The 26,224-nt window shown below is 71.0% G+C and carries 19 protein-coding genes; 7 read left to right on the forward strand and 12 right to left on the reverse strand.

Translation table 11 applies throughout. The annotated features are described in order from the left end of the window. Window positions 1–563: 563 nt before the first annotated feature. On the reverse strand, window positions 564–2,465 hold the full coding sequence (gene typA, locus N5875_RS13735; RefSeq protein WP_318209036.1) for a translational GTPase TypA: 1,902 nt from the start codon (window positions 2,463–2,465) through the stop codon (window positions 564–566). A gap of 397 nt (window positions 2,466–2,862) precedes the next feature. Next, window positions 2,863–5,331, reverse strand: coding sequence for an ABC transporter substrate-binding protein (locus N5875_RS13740; protein WP_338493949.1), 2,469 nt, complete (start codon window positions 5,329–5,331; stop codon window positions 2,863–2,865). A gap of 247 nt (window positions 5,332–5,578) precedes the next feature. Here N5875_RS13740 and N5875_RS13745 point away from each other — a divergent pair, with 247 nt between their 5' ends. The 4 genes from N5875_RS13745 (at window position 5,579) to N5875_RS13760 (ending at window position 9,420) form a co-directional block, all read left to right on the forward strand. Further along, entirely contained in the window at window positions 5,579–5,806 is a 228-nt protein-coding gene (locus tag N5875_RS13745) for a hypothetical protein (protein ID WP_318209034.1), read from the forward strand. Window positions 5,807–5,889: 83 nt separating this feature from the next. Beyond that, window positions 5,890–6,711, forward strand: coding sequence for a hypothetical protein (locus N5875_RS13750; protein ID WP_318209033.1), 822 nt, complete (start codon window positions 5,890–5,892; stop codon window positions 6,709–6,711). A gap of 1 nt (window position 6,712) precedes the next feature. After that, window positions 6,713–8,653, forward strand: a complete 1,941-nt coding sequence (locus tag N5875_RS13755; RefSeq protein ID WP_338493952.1) for a fumarate reductase/succinate dehydrogenase flavoprotein subunit — start codon at window positions 6,713–6,715, stop codon at window positions 8,651–8,653. Further along, on the forward strand, window positions 8,650–9,420 hold the full coding sequence (locus N5875_RS13760; protein ID WP_318209031.1) for a succinate dehydrogenase/fumarate reductase iron-sulfur subunit: 771 nt from the start codon (window positions 8,650–8,652) through the stop codon (window positions 9,418–9,420). The genes N5875_RS13755 and N5875_RS13760 overlap by 4 nt, the downstream gene beginning before the upstream one ends. Here N5875_RS13760 and N5875_RS13765 read toward each other — a convergent pair. Both N5875_RS13765 and N5875_RS13770 read right to left on the reverse strand, forming a co-directional pair. Next, the gene (locus tag N5875_RS13765; protein ID WP_338493955.1) at window positions 9,401–10,213 is read right to left on the reverse strand and encodes a transglutaminase domain-containing protein; all 813 of its coding nucleotides are present in this window, start codon (window positions 10,211–10,213) and stop codon (window positions 9,401–9,403) included. The genes N5875_RS13760 and N5875_RS13765 overlap by 20 nt on opposite strands. Before the next feature lie 114 nt (window positions 10,214–10,327). Next, complete coding sequence (locus tag N5875_RS13770; RefSeq protein WP_338493958.1) at window positions 10,328–11,347, reverse strand: hypothetical protein; 1,020 nt, start codon at window positions 11,345–11,347, stop codon at window positions 10,328–10,330. Between the two features lie 162 nt (window positions 11,348–11,509). On the opposite strand from N5875_RS13770, the gene N5875_RS13775 reads away from it, so the two are divergent. Together N5875_RS13775 and N5875_RS13780 are read left to right on the forward strand one after the other, a co-directional pair. Continuing rightward, window positions 11,510–13,618, forward strand: a complete 2,109-nt coding sequence (locus N5875_RS13775; RefSeq protein ID WP_338493961.1) for a TPM domain-containing protein — start codon at window positions 11,510–11,512, stop codon at window positions 13,616–13,618. A 53-nt stretch (window positions 13,619–13,671) separates the two neighbouring features. Continuing rightward, entirely contained in the window at window positions 13,672–14,379 is a 708-nt protein-coding gene (locus tag N5875_RS13780) for a PspA/IM30 family protein (protein ID WP_318209027.1), read from the forward strand. 41 nt (window positions 14,380–14,420) lie between these two features. Here the strand turns inward: N5875_RS13780 and N5875_RS13785 are convergent, their stop codons facing one another. From N5875_RS13785 to N5875_RS13810, 6 genes are all read right to left on the reverse strand, one after another. Next, window positions 14,421–16,991 (reverse strand): SpoIIE family protein phosphatase, encoded by a 2,571-nt coding sequence (locus N5875_RS13785; protein ID WP_318209026.1) that lies wholly within the window; start codon window positions 16,989–16,991, stop codon window positions 14,421–14,423. A 144-nt stretch (window positions 16,992–17,135) separates the two neighbouring features. Continuing rightward, window positions 17,136–17,558, reverse strand: coding sequence for an ATP-binding protein (locus N5875_RS13790; RefSeq protein WP_318209025.1), 423 nt, complete (start codon window positions 17,556–17,558; stop codon window positions 17,136–17,138). A gap of 143 nt (window positions 17,559–17,701) precedes the next feature. Further along, window positions 17,702–18,154, reverse strand: coding sequence for a (deoxy)nucleoside triphosphate pyrophosphohydrolase (locus tag N5875_RS13795; protein WP_318209024.1), 453 nt, complete (start codon window positions 18,152–18,154; stop codon window positions 17,702–17,704). A 40-nt stretch (window positions 18,155–18,194) separates the two neighbouring features. Beyond that, window positions 18,195–18,374 carry an SPOR domain-containing protein gene (locus N5875_RS13800; protein ID WP_318209023.1) on the reverse strand — a complete coding sequence of 60 codons (180 nt, stop codon included), beginning with the start codon at window positions 18,372–18,374 and terminating at the stop codon, window positions 18,195–18,197. 154 nt (window positions 18,375–18,528) lie between these two features. Continuing rightward, window positions 18,529–20,289 (reverse strand): hypothetical protein, encoded by a 1,761-nt coding sequence (locus N5875_RS13805; RefSeq protein WP_338493966.1) that lies wholly within the window; start codon window positions 20,287–20,289, stop codon window positions 18,529–18,531. 158 nt (window positions 20,290–20,447) lie between these two features. Beyond that, complete coding sequence (locus N5875_RS13810) at window positions 20,448–21,200, reverse strand: GntR family transcriptional regulator (RefSeq protein ID WP_209496631.1); 753 nt, start codon at window positions 21,198–21,200, stop codon at window positions 20,448–20,450. A gap of 276 nt (window positions 21,201–21,476) precedes the next feature. Here N5875_RS13810 and N5875_RS13815 point away from each other — a divergent pair, with 276 nt between their 5' ends. Further along, entirely contained in the window at window positions 21,477–22,814 is a 1,338-nt protein-coding gene (locus N5875_RS13815; RefSeq protein ID WP_338493969.1) for a glycoside hydrolase family 18 protein, read from the forward strand. A gap of 243 nt (window positions 22,815–23,057) precedes the next feature. Here the strand turns inward: N5875_RS13815 and N5875_RS13820 are convergent, their stop codons facing one another. Both N5875_RS13820 and N5875_RS13825 read right to left on the reverse strand, forming a co-directional pair. Continuing rightward, complete coding sequence (locus N5875_RS13820) at window positions 23,058–24,170, reverse strand: DUF4190 domain-containing protein (protein WP_318209020.1); 1,113 nt, start codon at window positions 24,168–24,170, stop codon at window positions 23,058–23,060. 402 nt (window positions 24,171–24,572) lie between these two features. Continuing rightward, complete coding sequence (locus N5875_RS13825; RefSeq protein ID WP_318209019.1) at window positions 24,573–26,144, reverse strand: S8 family peptidase; 1,572 nt, start codon at window positions 26,142–26,144, stop codon at window positions 24,573–24,575. Window positions 26,145–26,224: the final 80 nt, after the last annotated feature.

A 26,224-nucleotide genomic window follows, 5' to 3' on the forward strand; every position in this document is an offset into this window, starting at 1 on the left:
GTTCCTCCTCATGAGTCCACTAGTCACTACGAAGAGGGCCCTGGAGACAGCCGACACCCCTGACGGCCCAGGACTCCAAGTGCCCCGAGTGTGCTCGTGAGTCGTCACTCCCCACAGTGCTTGACCCATTGACCCGAGCTCAACTGAGCCAACTATTGAGCACGTCCGGGCCGTAAACCACAGTTAAGCGGTCTCGTTTTGACAACATCACTTAGACCCTAGGGATCGAAATACGGACAAAGCGAGCACAGACAGACACACTCGAAACGGACTGTTAACACACGTACCGGAGAGCGATGACCGGAATGCGGACGGTCCGTCATGGAATTGGACTTGACGCCGAAGTGGGAGGCACTGGTTCCTCCCTGCCCACCTGCCGTCCGTCCACTCCTCCCGCACAGCCGGAGGCCCGGCACCCCGCGAGGGGTACCGGGCCTCCGGTCACCGGGATGCCCCGGTCGCAGCGGTACTGGGTGTGGAGTCGGGGAGTGGCGGCAGCCGCCCCCATGCGACTGGACCCCGGCGAATCCGCCGAGGTCCAGTCGACTTGGTCAGGCCGGAGATCAGCCGTTCTTGGCGCGGGAGGACGCGCGGCCACGCGCGTTCTGGTCCAGGATGACCTTGCGGATGCGCACGGCCTCCGGGGTGACCTCGACGCACTCGTCGTCGCGGCAGAACTCCAGGGACTGCTCCAGCGACAGCTTGCGCGGCGGGACGATCGCCTCGAAGGAGTCGGCCGAGGCGGAGCGCATGTTGGTGAGCTTCTTCTCCTTGGTGATGTTCACGTCCATGTCGTCGGAGCGCGAGTTCTCGCCGACGATCATGCCCTCGTACACCTCGGTGCCGGGGTCGGTGAACAGGACACCGCGCTCCTGGAGGTTCGTCATCGCGAAGGCGGTGACGGCGCCGGCGCGGTCGGCGACCAGCGAACCGTTGTTACGGGTCGTCAGCGTGCCGAACCACGGCTCGTGGCCCTCGTGGATCGAGTGGGCGATGCCCGTGCCGCGGGTGTTGGTGAGGAACTCCGTACGGAAGCCGATGAGGCCACGGGACGGAACGACGAACTCCATGCGGACCCAGCCGGAGCCGTGGTTCGACATGTTGTCCATGCGGCCCTTGCGGACACCCATGAGCTGCGTGACCGCGCCCATGTGCTCCTCGGGCACGTCGACCGTGAGGCGCTCGACGGGCTCGTGGACCTTGCCGTCGACCTCCTTGGTGACGACCTGCGGCTTGCCGATGGTCAGCTCGAAGCCCTCGCGGCGCATCTGCTCGACCAGGATGGCGAGCGCGAGCTCACCACGGCCCTGGACCTCCCAGGCGTCGGGACGCTCGGTGTCGAGGACGCGGAGCGAGACGTTACCGATGAGCTCGCGGTCCAGACGGTCCTTCACCTGGCGGGCGGTGACCTTGCGCTGCTTGACCGCGGACTTGGCGTCCGCGCCCTTGCCCGTGCCACCGCGGCCGACGAGCGGCGAGGTGTTCGTACCGATGGTCATGGAGATCGCCGGCTGGTCGACCGTGATCAGCGGCAGCGCGATCGGGTTCTCCGGGTCGGCCAGGGTCTCGCCGATCATGATGTCGGGGATACCGGCGACGGCGCAGATGTCACCGGGGCCGGCGACCTCGGCCGGCTTGCGGGTGAGCGCCTCGGTCATCATCAGCTCGGTGATGCGGACGTTGGAGATCGTGCCGTCCCGCTTGATCCACGCGACCGTCTGGCCCTTGCGCAGCTCGCCCTGCTCGACGCGGAGCAGCGCGATGCGGCCGAGGAAGTTGTCGGCGTCGAGGTTGGTGACGTGGGCCTGGAGCGGGGCCTCCTCGTCGTACACCGGGGCCGGGACGTGCTCCAGGATGGCGGAGAAGAACGGCTCCAGGCTGTCGCTGTCGGCCGGCACCGTGCCGTTCTCCGGCTTGGTCAGCGAGGCGATGCCGTCACGGCCACAGGCGTAGACGATCGGGAACTCGATCTGGTCCTCGTCCGCGTCCAGGTCGAGGAAGAGGTCGTAGGTCTCGTTGACGACCTCGTCGATCCGGGAGTCCGGGCGGTCCGTCTTGTTGATGCAGAGGATGACGGGCTTGCGCTGCTGGAGGGCCTTGCGCAGCACGAAGCGGGTCTGCGGGAGGGGACCCTCGGAGGCGTCCACGAGGAGGACGACCGCGTCCACCATCGACAGACCGCGCTCGACCTCGCCACCGAAGTCGGCGTGACCGGGGGTGTCGATGATGTTGATCGTGATCGGGGCCCCGCCGTCCTTGGGGTGATACTTCACCGCCGTGTTCTTGGCGAGGATCGTGATGCCCTTCTCACGCTCCAGGTCGTTCGAGTCCATCATGCGGTCGTCGAGCTGCTGGTGGGCGGCGAAGGCACCGGCCTGCTTGAGCATGGCGTCGACGATGGTCGTCTTGCCATGGTCGACGTGGGCGACGATGGCGACGTTACGGATGTCGTGGCGCGTGGGCATGGGTGCTTGCGCTTCTCTCGGATCGTGGGATGCGGCGTCAGTTCCTCGTACGCCCGCCGGGCGGACGCGCCACGGCTATGTCCTATGGTACGGGGCTGCCGCGCAAGGGGCTTCCCCGGCCAAGATCCGAGAAGTTCACCTGCGAGTGAGCAAGGGTGTGGGGGAGGTCGTGCGACCGGGTCAAAGGGCCGACGCGATCCTGCCCGCCGGGATCACCGGCGGGCAAGGAAATTGAGCTGCTTCTGAGGTTGTGACCTGCGGTTTCAGGGCTTTCGGGGGGTTCGGTGCCCCCGCCGGAGCCTGCTCGGTGCGGTCAGGCTTGAGCTCGGTGGGTCAGGGGCTGAGCTCGGTGGGTCAGGGGCTGAGCTCGGTGGGTCAGGGGCTGAGCTCGGCGTGGTCAGGGGTTGAGCTCGGCGCCCTTGGACGTCTCGGCCTTCTTGAAGCCGATGTCCTGGTAGCGCGGAGCGGCCAGGCCCCAGGCGCCGGCGTTCACCAGATCCGCCTTGGCGGCGACGAGCTGCGGGCGCTGGTAGAGGGGAATGGAGCCGGCGGCGGCCCAGATCCGGGCGTCGGCCTGGCGCACCAGCTCCCGGGCCTCCTCCTCGTCGAGCGTCCCCGCCGCCTGGTCGAACAGCTGGTCGATCCGGTCGGTGCCGACCCGCGAGTAGTTCTGCTCGACCAGGAGTGAGCCGTCCGAGGCGGGCTCGGGCTTGGCGAAGATCGGCCGGGCGTCGGTCGCCGGGAAGGCGGAGGCGGGCCAGGAGTAGAGCGCCAGGTCGTAGTCGCCCGAGGCCACGTGGTCCTTGAAGAAGCTGTCGTCGGAGACCTTGGTGACCTCGGTGCGGATGCCGACGGCGTCGAGCATCCGGACGATCCGGTCGCCGACGGCCCGCAGCGACTCGGAGCCGGGGCCGGACGGCAGGACGAAGCGGAGGCTGAGCGCCTTGCCGTCCTTGCCGAGGGCCTTGCTCGCCTCGGGCGCCGTCACGGGGGCTGCGGTGCCGCGCGGGGCGTAGGCGCCGGCGACGCCCTTGTCCGTACGCGCGATCGTCTGGGCGGCGTGCGCGCCGGCGCCCGTACCGGTGTCGAGTGCCTCGGCGCGGGCGAGGAGCGCGGCGCTCTGGCGTGCGGCCGCGGGGGCCGGGGCGAGGATGTTGGTGCCGTTCTCGGGGCCGGCGGCGCCGATGACGGGGGCGGGGGCGGCCCGGCGCTCGCCCGGCTTGTCGTCGCCGACGATGTAGAGGCCCTCGTCGGAGGCGGTGTCGGCGGCCTGCTTCTTGGCGTCGGTGGAGCCTGCGGCGTCCTTCTTCTCGCCCGCCTTCTCGGCGCCTTGCTTCTCGGCGCCCTTCTTCTCGGCGCCCTCCTTCTTCGCGCCCTCCTTCTCGGCGCCCTCCTTCTTCGCGTCCTCGGCCTTCTTCTCGGCCTCGCTGCCCGCCTTGGTGCCCGCGCCCGCGGGCTTCCTGGCCGCGCCGCCGGGGACCCAGCCCGCGTCGGCCAGGAGGGCCCGCGCCTCCTTGGTGTCCTGGTTGCCGAGGGCGTCGCTGCTGTCCGCGTACGCGGCCTGGCCCGCGAGGGCCAGATGGCTGCCGGGGGGATCCGCCGGGAGGCCGAGCGGCTTGAGTACGGATTCGGCCAGTTCCCGGCGGTTGATCGCGCGGGCCACCGCTCGCCGTACCCGCTCGTCGGCGAGCGGCCCGGACTCGCCGTTCAGCGAGAGCTGGGTGTAGGCGGGCTCCAGGGACTTGCGGACGACGTACTTCGCCAGGATGTCCTGGGCGCTCGCGTACGCGGCGATGGCCTTCTGGTTCTTCTCGCGGGCGGCCTGGACCTCCTCCGCCTTCTCCTCGTCGGAGCCGTGGGCCAGCGCCCAGGACTTCAGGGCCTTGGAGGGCGTGATCGAGGAGCCGGGGCCGTGGGCGAGGGCGGCCTGGGCGCCGCTGCGCCCGGCGCGGGCGTCGCGGAGGGCGAGGGAGATGCGCTCGGCGGTGGACCGGTCGATCTCGGCCAGATCGAGGGTGCCCTCGGCGAGGGCCTCCGCCCGGTCGGCGCGGGCGACGGCCTTGAGGACCATGCTGTCGAGCTTGGCCGGCTGTCCCCACCAGCGGGGGTTGCGGGCGAGGGTGACATCGCCGTTCTTGCGGTCGATCGTCTTCAGCAGGAACGGTCCTGCGGTGGCCTTGAGGGTGGTGCGGGCCCCGTCGTTGAAGGAGTTCGGGGAGCCCATCACCTGCTTCGGGTAGAGCGGGGTGAAGAGGGACTGCCAGTCGGCGTAGGGCTTGGAGAAGGTGACCCGTACCTCCAGGTCGTTCTTGCCCCGCTCGATCTTCTCGATCCGCTCGTAGCCGGAGTTCCGCGCGGTCCAGTACGCGGTGTCGCGGCCGCTCAGCGCCCGCCACTGGGCCACGAAGTCGGGTGCCCCGATCTCGCGTCCGTCGCTCCACTCCGCCTGCTGGTTGAGCTTGTAGAGGACGACCTGCTTGGGCTCCGTCTCGACGACCTGCGCGGACTCCAGGTAGTCGGGGTTCCGCTGTGGTCTGCCCCGCTCGTCGAGTGTGTAGAGGGCGGGGAGCACGGCCCCGGCGATCCGGGAGGTGGTGCCGTCGGCGTCGGCCTGGAAGGTGTTGAGGGTGGTGGGGAGCGCGTCGACGGCCCAGCGCAGAGTGCCTCCGTCGGCGACCTTGTCGCGGGCTGCGGGCGCGTTGTCCTGGACCGCGGCCCGGCTCTCGTCGGCCTCGTCGGTGGAACTGCACCCGGCGAGGACGGCGACGGCGAGGACGGCGCTGGTGAGGGTGGCGACGGAGCGGAGCGTGCGGGAGCGGGGGCTCCTGGAGCATGTCCTCCCGCGAGGGGCGCCGATCTGGGACATGACTTGTACCCCTTCGTCCAGATTCATTCCATTTGGAGATGATCACACCTATTGCTCATACACTGAAAAGGACGGAGCGGATCCGGCCACGGCGACACGGCGGCACGTCCGGGAAACCCCACTCGTGCGGCCCAATCGCCGGAGAAGGAGCGCTCCGGACGAGTGGAATCCCGTGCACATGGCTTCCCAAGCGGGAATGTGACGCGCGACACTCCTGCCGAAGCCGCTCGCGGAAGTGAGGGCAACCATGTCCGTTCAGGACGATCTGGCAGCCGTCAAGCGCTGCCTCGAAGACCTGGTCCGCACCGTCGGACAGCTCGAGCGCTCCGTCACGGCCGAGCGGGGCGCACCCGCCGCGCCGCAGGAGGGACGCGCCGAAAGCCTGGTGACCATCCCCGACGCCCCGTACGACAGCGGGCTGTGGACGGATACGGACGACGAGGGACTGGGAGCACGCGACCGCCACGCGCCGTAGGACGCCACGCGGGGTCAGACGCCACGCGGGGCAAGACGCCACGCGCCGCGGGACGTACCGGCAACCGACCGTAGGAGGGCCTGTTGGCCACAGGTACGGAACCGCCCGGAACCGCCACGGGGGTGCGCTCCCCGGGGCGCGCCGCCATCGCCGCCCGACATCTGCGCACCGACCGCTGGTGGCTCTCCCCCGCGGCGACGGCCGCCGGACTGCTCGCCTTCGTCGCGTACTCGACCTGGCGGGCCTTCGCCAACGCCGACTACTACGCCGCCCCCTACGTCTCGCCGTTCTACTCGCCCTGTCTGGCGGAGAACTGCGTCCCGATGAAGGACGGACCGAACTGGGAGATCTTCGGCAGTTGGTGGGGCCTCTCACCCGCGCTGCTGATCCTGGTCTTCCCGCTGGGGTTCCGGCTGACCTGCTACTACTACCGGAAGGCGTACTACCGGGGCTTCTGGGCGTCTCCCCCGGCCTGCGCGGTCGCCGAACCCCACGGGTCGTACACCGGCGAGACCCGCTTCCCGCTGCTCCTGCAGAACCTCCACCGGTACTTCTTCTACGCCGCGCTGCCGGTGGCCGGAATCCTCACGTACGACACGGTGCTCACCTTCCGGAACGCCGACTACGCCTGGGGCCACGCCGGTCTCGGGACGCTCATCTTCCTCATCAACATCGCCCTTATCTGGGCGTACACCCTCTCCTGCCACTCCTGCCGGCACATCGTCGGCGGCCGGCTCAAGCACTTCTCGAAGCATCCGGTCCGCTACCGGCTGTGGACCTGGGTCGGCCGGCTGAACGCCCGCCACATGCTGCTCGCCTGGTCCTCCCTGATCAGCGTCGCCCTCTGCGACCTGTACGTGTACCTGCTCGCCACCGGCACCTTCGACGACCCGAGGTTCTTCTGAGATGACGCACGTCGAGCGAGAGCAGTGGGACGTGGTCGTGGTCGGCGCGGGCGGCGCCGGGCTGCGGGCCGCGATCGAGGCGCGCCGGGCCGGAGCCCGTACGGCGGTCATCTGCAAATCCCTCTTCGGCAAGGCCCACACCGTGATGGCCGAGGGCGGAATCGCCGCCTCCATGGCCAATGTGCACCCGCAGGACGACTGGAAGACGCACTTCCGCGACACCATGCGCGGCGGGAAGTTCCTCAACCAGTGGCGGATGGCCGAGCTGCACGCCCAGGAGGCCCCCGAGCGGGTCTGGGAGCTGGAGACCTGGGGCGCGCTCTTCGACCGCACCCCGGACGGCCGGATCTCGCAGCGCAACTTCGGCGGCCACGAGTACCCGCGGCTCGCGCACGTCGGCGACCGCACCGGCCTCGAACTGCTCCGCACCCTCCAGCAGAAGTCCGTCGGACTCCAGCAGGAGGACCACCGCGAGACCGGCGACCACGAGGGCCGGCTGAAGGTCTTCCAGGAGTTCACCGTCACCCGGATCCTCAAGGACGGTGACGGGCGGGTCTCCGGGGTCTTCTGTTACGAGCGGGAGAGCGGGCGCTTCCTCGTCCTGGAGGCGCCCGCCGTCGTCCTCGCGACCGGCGGCATCGGCAAGTCCTTCAAGGTGACCTCGAACTCCTGGGAGTACACCGGAGACGGGCACGCCCTCGCCCTGCTCGCGGGCGCGCCCCTGGTGAACATGGAGTTCGTGCAGTTCCATCCGACCGGCATGGTCTGGCCGCCGTCGGTGAAGGGCATCCTCGTCACCGAGTCCGTCCGCGGGGACGGCGGGGTGCTGCGGAACTCCGAGGGCCGGCGCTTCATGTTCGACTACGTCCCCGACGTCTTCAAGGAGAAGTACGCGGAGACGGAGGAGGAGGGCGACCGCTGGTACGAGGATCCCGACCACAACCGCCGCCCGCCCGAGCTGCTGCCGCGCGACGAGGTGGCGCGGGCCATCAACTCCGAGGTGAAGGCGGGCCGCGGGTCCCCGCACGGCGGGGTGTTCCTGGACGTGTCGACCCGGATGCCGGCCGAGACGATCAAGCGTCGGCTGCCCTCGATGTACCACCAGTTCAAGGAGCTGGCCGATGTCGACATCACGGCGGAGGCCATGGAGGTGGGCCCCACCTGCCACTACGTGATGGGCGGCGTCAACGTCGACTCCGAGACGGCGGCGACGGTCGGCGTTCCCGGACTGTTCGCGGCCGGTGAGGTGGCCGGCGGCATGCACGGCTCCAACCGGCTCGGCGGGAACTCCCTCTCCGACCTGCTGGTCTTCGGCCGGCGGGCGGGTCTGTACGCGGCGCAGTACGCGCTGTCGGGGGCCGGGGGCCGGATCGTGGCGGCGGACGTCGAGGCCGCGGCGGCGGAGGCGCTGGCTCCGTTCGGGTCGGCGTCCGGCGGAAGCGACGGCGCCCGCGGGCCCGAGGAAGACGCGGGCCCTCCGGAGAATCCGTACACCCTCCACCAGGAACTCCAGCAGACGATGAACGACCTCGTCGGGATCATCCGGCGGGAGGGCGAGATGGCCGAGGCCCTGGACCGGATCGCCGCCCTGCGCGCCCGGGCCCGGCGGGTCGCGGTCGAGGGCCACCGGCAGTTCAACCCCGGCTGGCACCTCGCCCTCGACCTGCGGAACATGCTGCTCGTCGGCGAGTGCGTGGCCCGCGCCGCCCTGGAACGCACCGAGTCCCGCGGCGGACACACCCGCGAGGACTACCCGGCGATGGACCGCGCCTGGCGCCCGGTGAACCTGCTGTGCCATCTGGACGGCGACGGGATCGCCCTCGAAAGGACCCGCACGGAGCCCGTACGGCCCGACCTGCTCGCGTTGTTCGAGCAGGAGGAGCTGGCGAAGTACCTCGCCGAGGACGAGCTGGTAAGCCTGGAAGGGGAGCAGGGCGCATGAGCACGTACGACGCGCGGTTCCGGGTGTGGCGGGGAGACGCCGACGGCGGCGAACTGACCGACTACACGGTGGAGGTCCACGACGGCGAGGTCGTCCTCGACGTGGTGCACCGCCTGCAGGCCACCCAGACGCCGGATCTCGCGGTGCGGTGGAACTGCAAGGCGGGCAAGTGCGGTTCGTGCTCGGCCGAGATCAACGGCAGGCCGCGGCTGCTCTGCATGACCCGGATGTCGGTCTTCGCCCGGGACGAGGTGATCACCGTGACCCCGTTGCGGGCCTTCCCGGTCGTACGCGACCTGGTCACGGACGTGTCCTTCAACTATGCGAAGGCCCGGGAGATCCCGGCCTTCGTGCCGCCCGCCGGGGTGGGTCCCGGCGAGTACCGGATGCGGCAGGAGGACGTGGAGCGCTCGCAGGAGTTCAGGAAGTGCATCGAGTGCTTCCTGTGCCAGGACACCTGCCATGTGGTGCGCGACCACGAGGAGAACAAGGAGTCCTTCGCCGGGCCCCGGTTCCTCATGCGGGTCGCGGAGCTCGACATGCACCCGCTGGACGCGGCGGAGGAGGCGGGGCTCGACCGGCAGCGGACCGCGCAGGAGGAGCACGGACTCGGCTACTGCAACATCACCAAGTGCTGTACGGAGGTGTGCCCCGAGTCCATCCACATCACCGACAACGCCCTGATCCCGATGAAGGAGCGGGTCGTGGACCGGAAGTACGACCCGCTGGTGTGGCTCGGGAACACGATCAGGCGGCGGAAGACGTAGGACTTGTGCCTGCCCCTGCCCCTGCCCCTGCCCCTGCCCCCGCGCCCGCGCTCCAGCGGCCGAGGAGCGGCTCGGCGAGGGTGCGGGCGGGGAGGCAGAGGGTCTGACCGTGCCGGGCGAACAACTCGTCGCGGGAGGTGAAGCGGCCCAGGTCGGTCCGCAGGTGGGCGGAGAGGTCGCAAGGGGCCGATCCGGCGCAGGCGGCCGGGGCGTCCCAGTCGACGGTGGTCCGGGCCACGGCCTCGAAGAGGGTCTCCGCACCGTCGTTGGTGAAGGCGTCCGCGGGGGCGGGGCCGGTGATCTGACCCGCGAAGAGTTCCGCGACCGGCACCCAGGTGTCGTCCAGCAGGAACTCGGGCCAGGCGAGCAGCACCTCCTCGGGCACGAACGGGCGCAGCTTCGGGAAGCGCGGGTACCAGAAGACGCCGTCGACGAGCAGGCCCCGGACCCGGGTGGGCACGTCGAGGGACCGGGCCACCGCCTCCAGGACCGCCATGCGCTGACTGCACGAGCCGCGCCCGAGCCGCAGTGTCCGCGACACCCGGCGCAGGTCCTCCACGGAGTACACCGGCCGCACGGAGGCGGCGATGATGCCGTGGGCGGTCCGCAGCCGGTCGCGGTCGGTCGTCGCGCCCCGCTCGTCCGCCACACGCCGCACCCTGGTCACGAGCGCGGCGACCCGGGGGTGCGCCAGGTCCAGGATCTGCGTGGGCCGGGTCGACCCGGCGGTCTCCGCGTCCGGTGCGGAACCCGCGCCGGCGGTCCGGAAGGGCATCAAGAGACGGCTCGTCATGGTGGGCTCCCCCGTGCGCGGCGACGGTTCGCGCCGATGGCCCCATCCTCCTCCGGCCCGGCCGCCCCCGGTACGCGGGGTCGCTTCCAGGTGCGCGGGTGGTGCCCGCGCAGCTCAGTGCCAGTTGGCGCGGTAGGCCGCCCAGTCGCCCTCCTCCGCGGCGAAGTCGACGTACAGTGCCACGCCGAACGGTGCGCGGTCGGGGTCGGTGCGCCCCAGGCCGAGTCTGACGCCCCGGACGGCGGCCTCGACGGTCTCCGCGTTCTCGTGGTGACCCAGGTCGTCCTCGTGGAAGAAGGGGAGCCCCATCAGGAGGTCGGTCGACTCGGGGGTCACTTCGAGGGCGAGGCTGGTCTGCTGGGCGACGTACCCGCCGTACAGGCTCTCCAGGGGCATCCACGTGTCGTACGACATGACGGCGATCTGGTCGACGCGCCGGGCGACCTGTCCGAAGAACTCCTGCGACCACCACTTCTCCTTGCCCGTGACCAGGCTGTTGGCCGAGTGCAGGCCGGGGAAGGGGTCGATCTGGTGGGCGGCGATGGAGAGCTGCGCCTTCCGCGGCCGGGTGACCTCTCCGAGGTCGTCGAGGAGGGAGAGGTAGTCGGTGTCGTCGGAGAGCAGCGGCTCCAGGTCGAAGTGGACCCCGTCGAAGCCGACGTCCAGGATCTGCCGGGCCGAGGTCACCACGGCCGCGCGGGACTCCGCCTTGTCGAGGTGCAGTCCGTCGGGTCCGTCGTTGGCCAGGACGTCACCGAGCCAGGCCTGCACCCGTATCCCGGGCATCGTGCGGTGCACGGCGTCGATGAACCACTTCGCGCGCGGGTACTTGGCGGCGGGCAGGGTGCCGTCGTGCTCCAGGGGCCCGGCGTGGACGTACAGGTCGCGTATGCCCGTGTCCTTGATCCTCGCGGCGAACGCGGCGAGGTCGGCGTCCTTCTTCCGCCCGTCGACCCAGGCGTGGCCGAGCCAGATGGCGTCCTTGTCCCGGGTCTTCGCGTCGTCCCTGAGGTCGCCCGCGTAGTTGACACGCAGGGCGAGCGCGCCGAACAGCGGGGGCACCACGAGGACGAGGACAAGGCCGAGCAGGAACCAGCGCCCCCGTCGCCACACTCTCCTCAGTCGTCCACTCACCCGAGCCCCCTCGTGCCGTCGTTCGTGCCGTGGTGTCACGTCTCCCACCGCTTCTCACCGTAGCGGTGGCTACCGACAGTGACGCGGGGCTGTGGAGAATGGTTTCCGTGGGGCACGATCGTCCGGTCGCGGGGCGGCATACACGGACATAACCTCCCCATTGTGACGCGAATAGCCACCCGAGCCCTTCTCGCGGTACTGGTGGCGGCGTGGTGGCTCCTCGTGCCCGCCGTTCACGGTGCCCATGCCGACGACCCCGTCGTCCTGTCCCGTGACGGGCAGATCACCGACCGGGTGGACGCCCTGGGCGACCGTCGTGCCTCCGTGGTCCAGGCCCTCGACCGGCTCTACGACGACCGGCGGATCCAGCTCTTCGTCGTCTACGTGCGGGACTTCTCCGGCCGTACGGGCCAGGCCTGGTCCGATGCCACGGCCGAGCGCAACGGCCTCGGGGTCGACGACGTGCTGCTCGCCGTCGCCACCCACGACCGCCAGTACGGCTACTCCGCCGACCCGGACGCGCGCCTCACCCAGGGGCAGCTCGACGACGTGGCCCGGACCGCGATCGAACCGGCGCTGCGGCAGAACGACTGGGCGGGCGCCGCGATCGGCGCGGCCGACGGCTACTCCGCCGCCCTCGCCGGGCGGCCCGTCCCCACACCGGCCATCACCCCCGGTCCCGCCGATCCGGGCGGGGCGGTCGACGACGGCGCCTCGGCGACCGATCTGGTGCTGCCCGTGGTCCTGGTCGGCGGCGCGGGGGCCGTGGCGGCCTACGCGTTCACCAAGCGGCGCCGGCGGACCGAGACCCGCACCACGCCGCAGGGCGGACAGGGCTGGGGCGCCCCGAAGGAACCCGCCCCGCCGTCCCTCGACGAGCTCGACGGGCAGGCCCGGCAGACGCTGGTCGCCACCGACGACGCCGTCCGCACCAGCCAGGAGGAACTCGGCTTCGCGTCCGCCCAGTTCGGCGACGAGGCTGTACGGCCCTTCACCGAGGCGGTCGCCTTCGCCAAGGAGCAGCTGACGGCCTCGTTCCGGCTGCGGCAGAAACTCGACGACGCCTTCGCCGAGGACGACTCGACCCGGCGGTCCATGCTCGACGAGATCCTGCGCCGCTGCGCGGAGGCGAACGCCCGTCTCGATGCCGAGAGCGAGGACTTCGACCGGTTGCGGGCCCTGGAGCGGACCGCGCCCGAGGCGCTGGCCACCGTCGAGGCCGCCTTCCGGGACCGGACCGGGAGCATGGGCATGGCCGAGGCGGCCCTGACGGCGATGCGCGAGCGGTACGCCGAGACGGCCGCCGCGCCCGTCGCCGGCGACGTCGAGCAGGCCAAGGACCGGCTCGTCTTCGCGACGACCCACATCAACGAGGCCCGCCAGCGGATCGACACCGGTGACAACGGCGGGGCCGCCGTCCACATCCGGGCGGCCGAGGGCGCCGTGGACCAGGCGGCCCGGCTGGTCGAGGCGGTGGACCGGCGGGCGCAGGAACTGGCCGAGGCGGTCGGCAAGCTGCCGGGCGCCCTGTCGGAGACGGACGCCGACCTGGCGGAGGCCCGGGGGCTGCTGCGGGGGACCGCCGAAGGAGTGTCGACGGCCGATCTCCAGGGCCGGGTCGCCCGCGCCGAATCGGTGCTCGCCGAGGTGCGGCGGGTCATGGACACCGGACGGTACGACCCGCTCGACTCCCTGCGCCGGGTGGAGGAGGCCGACGCGGTGCTCGACGAGGCGCTGGAAGGCGCGCGGGAGCGCGAGTCGGGCAGCCGGCGCGCCCGCGCGCTCCTCGACCAGGCGATGCTGACGGCCCGCTCGGCGATCGGGGCGGCCTCGGACTACGTCACCACCCATCGGGGCGCCGTGGGCAGTGAGGCCCGTACGCGTCTTGCCGAGGCCCAGCGGCGCTGGGAGAAGGCGCGGGGGCTCGCCGAGGCCGACGACCCTCAGGCCGCCCTCGCGGAGGCCCGGCAGGCGGATGCCCTCGCCCGACGGGCCCAGGACCTCGCCGAGCGGGACGTCCGGACGTATGGGAACCCGAACGGCCTGGGCGGTGTATCAGGGGTAGGAGGGGGCGGTGGCGGCGGGCTCGGCGGTGCGGTGCTCGGCGGCATCATCCTCGGCGGACTGTTCGGCGGGGGAAGGGGAGGCGGACATGGGGGGTTCGGTGGAGGTTCGGGCGGGGGTTTCGGGGGCGGAGGTTTCGGCGGCGGGCCCGGCAGCTTCGGCGGCAGCGGCACGCGCGGCCGGCTGGGCGGCGGAGGCCGTTTCTGAGGGCGGCGCGATGCGCGTCCTCCCCCTTTCTGTCCCTCTCAAGGAGAAGAGTCATGAGCAAGCAGACCGTCCTCGGCCGGGTCACCCAGCTGGCGAAGGCCAACATCAACGCGCTGCTGGACCAGGCGGAGGATCCGCAGAAGATGCTGGACCAGCTGATCCGCGACTACTCGAACAACATCACGGAGGCGGAGGAGGCGGTGGCCGCGACCATCGGCAACCTCCGGCTGATGGAGCAGGACCACCAGGAGGACGTGGAGGCGGCGAAGGAGTGGGGCGGCAAGGCGCTGGCCGCCAGCCGGAAGGGCGACGAGCTGCGCGGCGGTGGGCGGACGTCGGAGGCGGACCGCTTCGACAATCTGGCGAAGGTGGCGCTCGGCCGTCAGCTCCAGTCGGAGAAGGAGGCGCGGACGGCGGAGCCGACGATCGCCGCGCAGACCGAGGTGGTGTCGAAGCTCAGGACGGGCCTCGACCAGATGAAGGCCAAGCTCGGCGAGTTGCAGGCCAAGCGCGACGAGCTGGTGGCCCGCGCCAGGTCGGCCCAGGCGCAGAACACGATGATGGACGCCGTGAAGACCATCGACGTGCTCGACCCGACCAGCGAGCTGAGCCGGTTCGAGGACAAGGTGCGCCGGGAGGAGGCGCGGGCGATGGGCAAGCAGGAGCTCGCCGCGTCCTCCCTGGACGCCCAGTTCGAGCAGTTGGACGGGCTGGGCGACAGCGCCGAGATCGAGGCCCGGCTGGCGGCGCTCAAGGGCTGATCGCCCGTCTGGCCGGGATCGGGGCGCGGCTCCGGCGTGCGTCAGAACATGCTGAGGAGCTGTTCCACCGTGGGTTCCGCCGCCCCCTCGCCGTCCGGCAGGGCCAGTTCGAACCAGACGGTCTTGCCGCGCGGGGTGCGGCGCGAGCCCCAGGAGGAGCTGAGCAGCCCGACCAGCTGGAGGCCCCGGCCGCCCTCGTCGGTGTCCTTGGCGCGGCGGCGGCGGGGCTGGACCAGGCCAGCGTCCCAGACCTCGCAGACGAGGGTGCGGTCGCGGAGCAGCCGCAGCCGGATCTCCCCCTCGCCGTACCGCAGCGCGTTGGTGACGAGTTCGCTGACGAGGAGTTCGACGGTGTCGACGAGCGGTTCGAGGCCCCAGGCCTTGAGCTGGGTACGGGCGAGTTCACGGGCCCGGCCGACCGAGCGGGGTTCCCTGGGCAGCCGCCAGTCGCCGACCGCCTCGCTGGGCAGTCCCTGGATCCTGGCCATGAGGAGGGCGATGTCGTCCTCGCCGTGTCCGGTGTCCAGGCTGGTCAGGACCCGGTCGCAGACGTCCTCCAAGGGGCGGGCGGGGTCGGTGAGGGCCCGCCGGAAGGCGCTCAGGCCCTCGTCGAGGGGATGGTCGCGGGATTCGACGAGCCCGTCGGTGTAGAGGGCGAGGAGGGCGCCTTCCGGGAGTTCGACCTCGACCTCCTCGAAGGGTTCGCCGCCGACCCCGAGCGGCATCCCGGGGGGTACGTCGAGCAGCAGGGCCTCTTCACCGGGTTCGACGAGCACCGGCGGGAGGTGTCCGGCGTTGGCGAAGGTGCAGCGGCGGGTGACCGGGTCGTAGACGGCGTAGACGCAGGTCGCGAGGTAGACCTCGGAGAGTTCGGGGCCGCGGGACTTGTGCCCGCGGGACTGCTGGGCGCCGATGGGGGCGCCGAGGCCGCGGGCGATCTCGTCGAGGTGGGAGAGGACCTCGGCCGGCTCCAGGTCGAGCTGGGCGAGGGTGCGGACGGCGGTGCGCAGTTCGCCCATGGCGACGGCGGCGCGCAGGCCCCGGCCCATGACGTCCCCGATGACGAGGGCGGTGCGGTGGCCGGGGAGTTCGATGACGTCGAACCAGTCGCCGCCGACCTCGGTGGCGGCGGTGCCGGGGAGGTAGCGGCAGGCGATGTCGAGCCCGGCCGCCTCGGGGTCGCCGGGCGGGAGCAGGCTGCGCTGGAGGATCAGGGCCCGCTCGTGCTCGCGGCGGTAGAGGCGGGCGTTGTCGATGCAGACGGCGGCGCGGGCGGCGAGTTCGACGGCGAGGGCGCGGTCGCGCTCCCCGAAGGGCTCGCTGCCCTTGGTGCGGGAGAACTGGACGAGTCCGACGACGGTGTCGTGGGCGACCATCGGGACGACCAGGGTGGTCTGGACGAGTTCGCCGTCGGCGCCGGGAACGGTGCGGAGGCGGCCGGTGCGCAGGGCCCCGGCGCACGGCGAGTTGAAGGGGTAGCGGTGGACGGCGCCGACCTCGATCGGTTCGGGGCCGCAACAGCCGCTGCCCGGTCCGTGGCTCTCGTCGGTTCTCAGGGGGGTGTCGGAGACGGCGCTGGCGAAGGCGACCCTGCGGAGTTCGGCGCTGCCGGCTCCGTAGCCGACGTCGTGGGAGCTGCCCCATCGGCCGGGCGGTGCCTCGTCGCCGGTGAGCAGGCCCTGGTAGAGGTCGACGGAGGCGAGGTCGCAGAAGCCGGGGACGGCGACGTCGAGCAGTTCGCGGGCGGTGGCCTCCAGGTCGAGGGAGTTGCCGATGCGGGCGCCGGCCTCGTTGAGGAGGGCGAGGTTGCGGCGGGCGTTGGCGGCTTCCCTGGCGGCGTTGTGGCGGCGGGTGACGTCGATGCCGAGGCCGGCGACGCCGATCGGGCGGCCGGATCCGCTGTGGACGCGGTAGAGGTTGATGGACCAGTGGCGGCGGTCCCGGGAGCCGGGTGCGGCGCCGACGATCTCGAAGTCGGTGACGGACTCCCCGGTCTCCAGGACGCTGCGGAGGGCCGCGGTCATCCGGTCGGCCTCGGTCAGGTTGAGGTAGTCGTGGACGGTGCGGCCGCGGTGGTCGTCGGCGGAGCCGCCGAAGACGGTGGCGAAGCGCCGGTTGGCCCGCTTCACGGTGAGGTCGGTGCCGAAGAGGAGAAAGCCGAAGGGGGATTGGCCGAATATCGCCTGGGAGGCGGCGAGGTCCGTCTCGATGCGGCGCAGGGCGCGGACGTCGACGACGATGCACAGCGCGGCCCGCTCCCCGGACTGGGTCTCGCTCGGCATGACGTACATCTCGGCGATGCCGTGGGGTCGGTCCTCGCCGGGGATCCGGAAGGGGACGAGGCCTGTCCACTCCTTGCCGTCGAGGATCTCCCGGACCCGCCGGTGGCCGCGCTCGCGCAGGTCGGCGGGCATGAAGGCCTCGACGGGGTCCTTGCCCCTGGCCTCCTCCGCGCTGACCCCGAAGAGGTCCACGGCCCGTCGGCTCCACTGCTCGACGAGTCCGTCGGGCCCGATGGAGAAGGACGCCACCCGTATGTAGTCATAGATGGAGCCGGGCGGGCTGCTCTGCCACACGACGCCGCCACTCGCCTTCTCAGGTATCTCGCTCACGCGACCGTCCCCTCCAGCTCACCGCACCGGACCGGCCATGCCCGCAGTATTCAATACGGCAGGCCCCGACGGCACGACGTTCACGATCACAGGGTGGTCTCGTTCGCTTCGCGCCGAGTACCGGTGATCGTTGTCCCACCCTGTTTACTCACCAGGGAGAGCCAGCTCGAACCATACGGTTTTGCCGGTCCTTCCTTTACGAGTGCCCCAGCGGCGTGCGGAACAGGCCACCAGACCGAGTCCGCGTCCCCCTTCGTCCTCGGGTCCGGGGGCACGCTCGGTGGGGGGATCCGGAAGCGGATCGGAAACCTCCACGAGCAGCGCGGTCGGGGGCGCGAGGTCGGTGCCGTCGGGTCGGGGGCGGACGAGCCGGACTCCGATCGGTCCGGAGGCGTACCGCAGGGAGTTGGTCACCAGCTCGCTGACCAGCAGGACGGTCACATCACCGAGGGCCGAGTCGAGGTCCCAGGCACGCAGCGTCTCGCGCACGGCATGGCGAGCCGTGCGCACGGCATTGGCCTCCGCCGGGAAGTGCCACTCGGCGCGGTCGCCGTCGGTGTCGATCACACCCGATCACTTCCCCAGCCGTGCGTCAGCAGGAAGGCCCACGTCCTCTTTCAACGGGTCAATCAGGACATACCCGAAATATGGGGCGAGATATCGCGCTGGGCGCAGCAGCGGGCGCACGGTGGCACGAACGGCGTAGAAAGTCAGCCGTGCGCTCCGGTGTCGGGCGCCGCCGGGAGCCTCCGGGCTGCCTCGGCGACGGCGGGGCGGTCCTGGTCGAGCCAGTCGACGGAGTCCAGCTCGGACCGGGCGAGCCAGCGCAGGGCGTCGTGGTCCTCCAGGGGGCGCGGTTCGCCCGAGAGCAGTCGGGCGGTCCAGACCCGGAGGACGTATCCGGGCTTCAGCGGCCACTCGCCGGGGATCCGCTCACCGGGTTCGACCTCGACGCCGAGCTCTTCGCGCAGCTCGCGGACCAGGGCCTCCTCGGGGCTCTCGCCCGGTTCGAGCTTGCCGCCGGGCAGTTCCCAGCGGCCGGCGAGCTCGACGGGGGCGCTGCGGCGTGCGGCGAGCAGCCGCCCCTGGTCGTACAGGGCGCCCGCGACGACGACCACGACGGGTCGGTGGGGCGCGGCGGGGTCGGTGGGGCGTTCGGTCATGGGCGCGAGCCTAGCCCGGCCCCGCCGGCGCCCGTCGGGCTCAGAGCGCGGGGGTGCCGATGCGCTCGACCCAGTAGAGCTGCTTGTGGCCGCGATCGTCGAGGCTGTCCGCGACCTTCTGCGCTTCGTCCTCGGTCGCGTACCGCCCCACCCGGTAGCGGTTGCCGTTGTCGTCCTGCCGAATGACGAGCCAGGTGAGGACAGGGCCGCTCTCGGCCATCAGGCTTCTCCCTCCGCCGGTTCGGGCGCCGTTGAGGATCTCCATGAAACCGCAATGCGCATATGCCGGAGCTTACGCCTGACCTTCACACAGCGGATACGCAATTGCACAAAGAGATACGGATCGGCCGGGAACCGACGGAGGGAGGCCGAAGTCACGCCCCAGGGGCCGCCCCGGGCACGGTCGGTACGGGCATCAGGACGGGACCGCCGGCGCCCTCGGGGTCCTTGCGGCAGACGTCGCCGCATGTGGCGTCGAGCGAGCAGCAGAGGGAGCAGACCGGGCCGGACCGCACCGGGCAGTCGGCGATGTCGGGCAGTTCATAGGCGGTCTCGCACTCCGCGCAGATATGGGTGGCCCGCTCGTCGACGACTCCGGCGGCCGGACCGTTCACCGTGTTGGGGCGGGCCAGGTAGTAGCGGCCCTTGGTGGCCCAGGCGATCAGCGGGCAGAGGACCAGGGCGAGGCCGGCGGCGATGAAGGTGGAGAAGGCCTGGGCGTAGGTACCGAAGGCACCGAAGAAGGCGAGGATCGAGACGACGGAGGCGATGACCATGGCACCGAAGCCGGCCGGGTTCACGGCGTACAGATAGGCGCGCTTGAACTCGATGTACGGAGGGCTCCAGCCGGCCCGCTTGTTGATGACGAGGTCGGCGGCGACGGCCGTGATCCAGGCGATGCCGACGTTGGAGTAGAACCCGAGCAGCTTGTTCAGGGCCGCGAACATGTTCATCTCCATCAGCGTCAGCGCGATGGCGAGGTTGAGGAAGATGTACCAGACGCGGCCCGGGTGCCGGTGGGTGACGCGGGAGAAGAAGTTCGACCAGGACAGTGAGCCGCTGTAGGCGTTGGTGACGTTGATCTTGATCTGGGAGACGATCACGAAGAGCGCGGCGGCGGGCAGGGCGAACGTCCCGAGCCAGGGCTTGAGCGCCTCGATCTGAGGGGCGATCGGCTCCAGGGCATGGGTCTTGCCGACGGCCTCCAGGGCGACGAACGCGAGGAAGGCGCCGCCGAGCTGCTTGGCCGCGCCGATGACGACCCAGCCGGGGCCGGCGGCGAGTACGGCGAGGTTCCAGCGGCGCTTGGTGGCCTCCGTCCTGGCCGGCATGAAGCGCAGATAGTCGGCCTGTTCGCCGATCTGGGCGATCAGGGAGAGCGCGACGCCCGTGCCGAGGCCGAAGCCGATCCACGAGAAGCCGGCACCGGCCCCCTCCGTACCACCGAAGGAGGAGAAGGCGCCCCAGGCCTCGGGGGCTTCGAAGGCCAGGACGACGAAGGGCAGCACCATGCCGATGATCCAGACCGGCTGGGTCCAGGCCTGCACCTTGGCCAGGGCGCCCATGCCGCGGAAGACGATCGGGATGACGATGAGGGTGGTGATCAGGTAGCCGATCTCGACCGGCAGGCCGACGGCCTGATGCATGGCCTGGGCCATGATCGAGCCTTCGAGGGCGAAGAAGATGAAGGTGAAGGAGGCGTAGATGAGCGAGGTGAGCGTCGAGCCGAAGTAGCCGAAGCCGGCGCCGCGGGTGATGAGGTCCATGTCCAGGCCGTACGTCGCACAGGCCCGGGCGATGGGGATGCCGGTGAGGAAGATGAGCGTGGCCGCGGTGAGGATCGAGGCGAGACCGCTGCCGAAGCCGTAGGTGAAGACGATCGAGGCGCCGATCGCGAAGTCGGCGAGATAGGCGATGCCGCCGAGGGCGGTCCCCGCCACGGTCCCGGGCGACCAGCGCCGGAACGAGTGCGGGGCGTAGCGCAGCGAGTAGTCCTCGCGGCTCTCGTCGGCGGCCAGTTTGGCGTAGCTGCGGCGGGGGCGGGCGGGTGGCGGCGCTGCCTCCCCCCGTGCCTCAGGGGCCTGGGAGGTGTCCCCACCCGGCTCCGGGGTGGGGGTGGTGACCGTGTCCGTCATGAGGGTTCCTGTCGTCCGACCGGCTCGCGGGTACGGACGAGGAAGGTAGGAGCCGGTCGTGACGGACGGCGGCGGCGCGCGGTTGCGCCGGGGTTACGCGACTTGAGGTCGCGTCAACTCGCGGTAAACCCGCCCGGACGGCGGGGTCCGCTGAACGGTCACCGCACCGGCAGGTGGTACGAGAGGCGGTAGCGGTCGGCCGGGACCACGACGTCGGCCGTCTCGACGGCCCGGCCCGACGCGTAGTACGTGCGCTCCACGACCATCACGACATGGCCCGGCACCCCGCCGAGCGCCAGGAGTTCCTCGGCGAGGCCCGGTCGGGCACCGACCTCCTCCACCACGTTGTCCACGACCACGTCGATGGCCGCCATCCGCTCGACGACACCGCAGCCGCCCAGAGGGCCCTCCTCGGGCAGCATGACCGGCGTCCGGCCCGTGACGGCGAGCGGCTCCCAGGAGGTGGCGACCATCATGGGCTCGCCGCCGTCCCGGTACACGTACCGCGTGCGCATCACGCGCTCCCCCGGCTCGATGCCGAGCCGCTCGGCCACCTCACCGCCCGCCGGCTCCTGCTCGCTGCTCGACTCCCAGGTGCCACGGGCGCCTTCCGCCGCCTGCTCCTGCCGGAAGGGGCTGGCGCCCGACGCGGGGCGGTAGCCGGAGCGGGCGATCCTGCGCGGCACCGGACGCTCACGGACGTAGGTACCCGAGCCGGAGCGGCCCTCCACCAGCCCCTCGGCCATGAGCACCTTGCGGGCCTCCAGCGCGACGGTGTCCGACACCCCGTACTCCTCGCGGATGCGCGCCTGCGAGGGGAGGCGGGTATGCGGCGGCAGCGAGCCGTTCGCGATCTTCTCCCGCAGATCGCTCGCCACGCGCAGATAGGCGGGCTGCTCACCGAACGTCACTGGACACTCCCCTCAGGTTGACTTACAGCTACAGACTGACAACCGTCGGTCGCGATTCGCAAGCATGGGCCAAAGTTTCACTCGAAGTGATGACACCGAGATCACACCTCTTGCTACCCACGGTCACCCCGGATAGGCGACGTCGACCCTCTTGACCAGCATTGGTACAGACCAATACGTTCCTGCCAGCACGCTCCACACCGCGCACGCTCCACCGTGCGCGCCCTCCGCACGCTCCACCGCACGCGCCATCCCGCCTCGCACAGGAACGAGCCCATGCGTCCCAGAGCCATGACCAAGCTGACCTTCGGTGCGGCCGCCGCGGCCACTCTCGGTCTCCTCGCCACCCTGGCCCCCACCGCCGACGCCCACCAGCCGTCCGGGCACAAGCCCGAACTGAAGCGCATCGGCTACTTCACCCAATGGGGCATCTACGGACGGAACTTCCAGGTCAAGGACCTGGAGACGAGCGGCACCGCCGCCAAGCTCAGCCACATCAACTACGCCTTCGGCGTGATCGGTTCGGACGGCAAGTGCCTCATGGGCAACGCACCGGGCTCCGACCCGTGGGCCGACTACGTGCGCCCGGTCGACGCCGCCACCTCGGTGGACGGCGTCGGTGACACCGCCGACCAGCGACTGGCCGGGAACTTCAACGAGTTGCGCGAGCTGAAGGCGAAGAACCCCGGCCTCAAGGTCATGATCTCGCTGGGCGGCTGGACCGGCTCCGCGCACTTCTCCGACGCGGTGCGCACCGACGCCGGCCGCAAGACCCTCGTCGCCTCCTGCATCGACACGTACATCAAGGGCAACCTGCCCGTCGACGGCGCCCGCGGCGGCGCCGGAGCCGCCGCCGGGATCTTCGACGGCGTCGACCTGGACTGGGAGTGGCCCGGCTCGGACGGCGCCCCCGGGAACGTGATCCGCCCCGAGGACAAGCCCAACTTCACCAAGCTGGTGCGGGAGTTCCGCACCCAGCTCGACGCCTACGGACGTTCGCTGCCGAAGCCGCAGCGCAAGCACTACGAGCTCAGCGCGTACGTGCCCACCGCCCCCGCGAAGATCGACGCCGGCTTCGAAGTCGCCAAGATCATGCGGGACTTCGACTTCGTGAACCTCCAGGGCTACGACTTCCACGTCTCCGGCGAGAAGACCACCGCCCAGCAGTCCGCGCTCTTCGCCAAGAACGACTTCAGCGTCGACCAGACCGTCAAGGCCTGGCTGCGACGCGGCGCCCCCGCCCACAAGCTCGTGGTCGGCATGCCGTTCTACGGCCAGGGCTGGACCGGCGTCACCGGCGGCGGCGACGGCCTCGGACAGCCGGCGACCGGCCCCGCCCCCGCGACCTGGGTGGCGGGCTCCGAGGACTACAAGCACCTGAAGACGCTGGCCGATTCGGGGACGTACAAGCTGCACCGCGGCTACCGCAACGGCCACGCCTGGCTCTTCGACGGCACCAACCTGTGGACGTACGACGACCCGACCGTGCTGCGCACCAAGGCGTCCTACGTCCGGCAGCACGGGCTCGGCGGCGCCATGGTCTGGTCCCTCGACGGGGACACCCCCGACGGCGAGCTGATCACCGCCATCGACCGGGGCCTGACCGGGCGCTGACACCCCCGCCCCGGCCGCCGTTCGACGGTGGCCGGCGCCGGGGCCCTGTACCGCGGACCGGCCCCGCCGCTCGCGGTGGACGGGCAGCGGCGGTCGGTCACGGGCCGCCGCTCCCCCGGACCACCGCCCGGTCCGCACACGACGGGGCCGGGTCTCCCGAAGGAGACCCGGCCCCGTTTCCCGTACGGAGTCCCGTACGGAGTCCCGTACGGAGTCCCGTACGCGCCCTCCAGACGCGCGGAATCAGGCCGAGGTGCCTTCGCCCGCCCCGCCGCCCACCGGCGGAGTGTCCGTCAGGTCGAGTGCGGTCCGCGCGTCCGCGCCCAGGTCCTCGGGCAGGGCGTCCCACGCCGGGTCGTACGCCTCCCAGTAGGCGTCCGCGTCGGCCGCCGTCGCCAGCTTGAGCCACTGCTTCGACGCCGCCGCGAGCTCCTTGCGGAGCGCCGCGACGGAGGGGGCGGATTCGGCGGGCCAGGTGCGCTGCCCCAGTCCCGCGTGCGCCGTGTTGATCGCCGCCAGGAGTTCCATGGCCCACACCTTGTTGGCGGTGAAGTCCTCGTCCGGGTCCGCATCCGGCTCCCGGTAGCTCACCGTCTCGATCGGGTTGACGGCCTTCAGGAAGGCCGTCTGGTCGTCGGTGAGCTGGGTGGCGTCGGACCGCACGGAACCCTTGAACGGCTTCTTCTCGCTGGCGAACGCGCAGGTCACCGTACGGTCGCCGAGACGCCAACTCTGTCTGCTGGGAAGGTAGTAGTACACCCAGACGTCCGCGGGGACGGCCCAGGTGTCCATCGCGTAACCGCTGTTGATCGTCTCGCAGCGCTTCTCCGCGATCCTGTCGATCGCGTCCTCGCCGGGCCACTTGTCGAAGCCGGTCACCTTGAAGCCACCGGTGACCTCACCGATGTGCGGGCGGTCGCAGTCGACGACCGTGACGTCCGTCGCGTACGCCTCCAGCTTGCCTTCGGGAGTGAAGCACTGGCCGGTCCGCAGCGAGAACGGCGACTTCGTGCGGGCCGCCTCGTCCATGCCCTCCTTGAAGCCGCCCCAGAACGAGCTGATGCCGCCGGTCGCGATGCCGATCAGGAGCAGCAGACAGCTCAGGACGGAGAGGAGAATGCCCGCGACGGCGAGCCCCTTGCCCGCCTGGTCCCGCTTCCTGATCTGCGGAAGCGCGACGAGACCGAGGATCAGGCCGAGGGGCGGCAGGCAGCAGACGACGCCGGTGACGAGGGAGCCGATGGCGAGCCCGTTGGTGGTCCGCCGGGGCGGCTGCCCGTACGGACCGGCCCCGGGCACGCCGGGCGCACCGGGCCCGCCGGGCATCCCGGCGTAGGGCCCGGCCGTGTACGGCATCCCCGGCGAGGTGTACGGCCCCGGCGCGGGCCAACCCCCCTGCTGCGGGCCGCCCTGAGGGGACGGCGGCGGAGGAGGCGGGGTCGGCGGGGTCGGCTCCACGGGTGCGGTGCTCCTGTTCGGGGCGAACGATGCGAACGGTGCGAACAAACGATCGGTCGCGCATCGTACGCGCCCCGGCGGCGGGGGCGACATGCGGGGGACAACTCCGACGATCCCGACAGCGACGGGTGAACGACCGGAAGGGGCGGCCGCCCTCAGGCGACCGCCCCTCACCGCTCACGATCCGTACTGTTAACGATCCGTAGTTCACGATCCGTAGTTCACGATCCGTACTGTTCACGATCCGTACTGTTCACGATCCGTACTGTTCACGACCGTCGTGACCAGCGTCAGGTCGGGTCAGAACTGCAGACCCCAGGAGTCGATCTTGCCGGTGTCGATGGACGCGTTGTCCGTGACCCGGAGCTTCCACGTGCCGTTGGCGACCTCCGAGGAGGCGTTCACGGTGTACGTGGTGTTGATGTTGTCCGAGCTGCCGCCGGTGCCGAAGCCCTTCAGCGTGTACGCCGAGCCGTCGGGGGCGATCAGCTGGACCTGGAGGTCACCGATGTAGGTGTGGACGATGTTCACCGGCACCTGGAGGGCGGAGGGGGCGTTGCCGGTGACACCGCTGACGGTGACCGGGGACTCGACGGTCGCGTTGTCGGCGATGGCGAAGTCGGCGGTGTTCTCGAACTTCGGGCCGGGCGGGGTGGTGGTGCCGCCGCCGACGTACAGCAGCCGGTTCGGGGAGCCGGAGCCCGGGTTGGTGACGACGTTCGGGGTGGCGGCGGTCGTCAGGGCCGTGGAGACCTGTGCCGGGGTCGCCGTCGGGTTGCCGGCGAGGTAGACGGCCGCGGCGCCCGCGACGTGCGGGGTCGCCATGGACGTACCGGAGATGGTGTTGGTGGCGGTGTCGCTGGAGTTCCAGGACGAGGTGATGGAGGAGCCCGGGGCGAAGATGTCCAGGACCGTGCCGTAGTTGGAGAAGCTGGAGCGGGCGTCGGTGTTGGTCGTGGAGCCGACCGTGATGGCCTCGGAGACCCGCGCCGGCGAGTAGTTGGAGGCGTTGGAGTTGTCGTTGCCGGCGGCGACGGCGTAGGTGACGCCGGAGGCGATCGAGTTGCGTACGGCCGTGTCGAGGGCGGAGTCGATGCCACCGCCGAGGCTCATGTTGGCGACGGCCGGCTTCACGGCGTTCTGCGTGACCCAGTCGATGCCGGCGACGACCTGCGCGGTCGTGCCGGAGCCCTGGTTGTTGAGGACACGGACGCCGACGATCTTGGCCTTCTTGGCGACGCCGTACGACGTGCCCGCGACGGTGCCGGCGACATGGGTGCCGTGGCCGTGGCCGTCCTGGGCGACGTTGTCGTTGTCGATGGCGTCGTAGCCGTTGAAGGCCCGGCCGCCGAAGTCGCTGTGGGAGATGCGTACACCGGTGTCGATGATGTACGCGGTGACGCCCTGGCCCGCGGTGTCCGGGTAGGTGTAACTCTGGTTCAGCGGAAGGGCCTTCTGGTCGATCCGGTCCAGACCCCAGGACGGCGGGGACGGCTGCGTACCGTCGATCGTGAAGACGCGGTTCTGGACGACGGAGGTCACGGCGGGGTCGGCCGCGAGCTTCTTCGCCTGTGCCTCGGAGAGTGCGACGGCGTAGCCGTTGATCGCCGAGGTGTACGTCCGCTCGATCTTCGCGCCGAACTTGGCGGCCACGGCCCGGCCCTTGGCGGTCTCCGCCTGCGCCGACTCGTCGAGGGTGACGATGTAGCTGCCCGCGATCGTGCCCTCGGCTCCGGCGTTCTCGATGACGCCCTCCGGGGAGGCCGGAGAGGCGGCCGCCGGGAGGGCGGAGAGGGTGCCGAGGGTGAGAGCGGTGACGGCGACGGCCGCGGCGGTGGCGATTCGACGCCGTGATTCACGCATCACTGACATGTGAGGGGTCCTCCTCATTGGTGGTGCGTTGCTGTGGGGGATTAGCAGGGACATGACAAAATGATGTGGCTCCACACCGT

This window comes from Streptomyces sp. SJL17-4 (assembly GCF_036826855.1).
GTDB lineage: Bacteria > Actinomycetota > Actinomycetes > Streptomycetales > Streptomycetaceae > Streptomyces.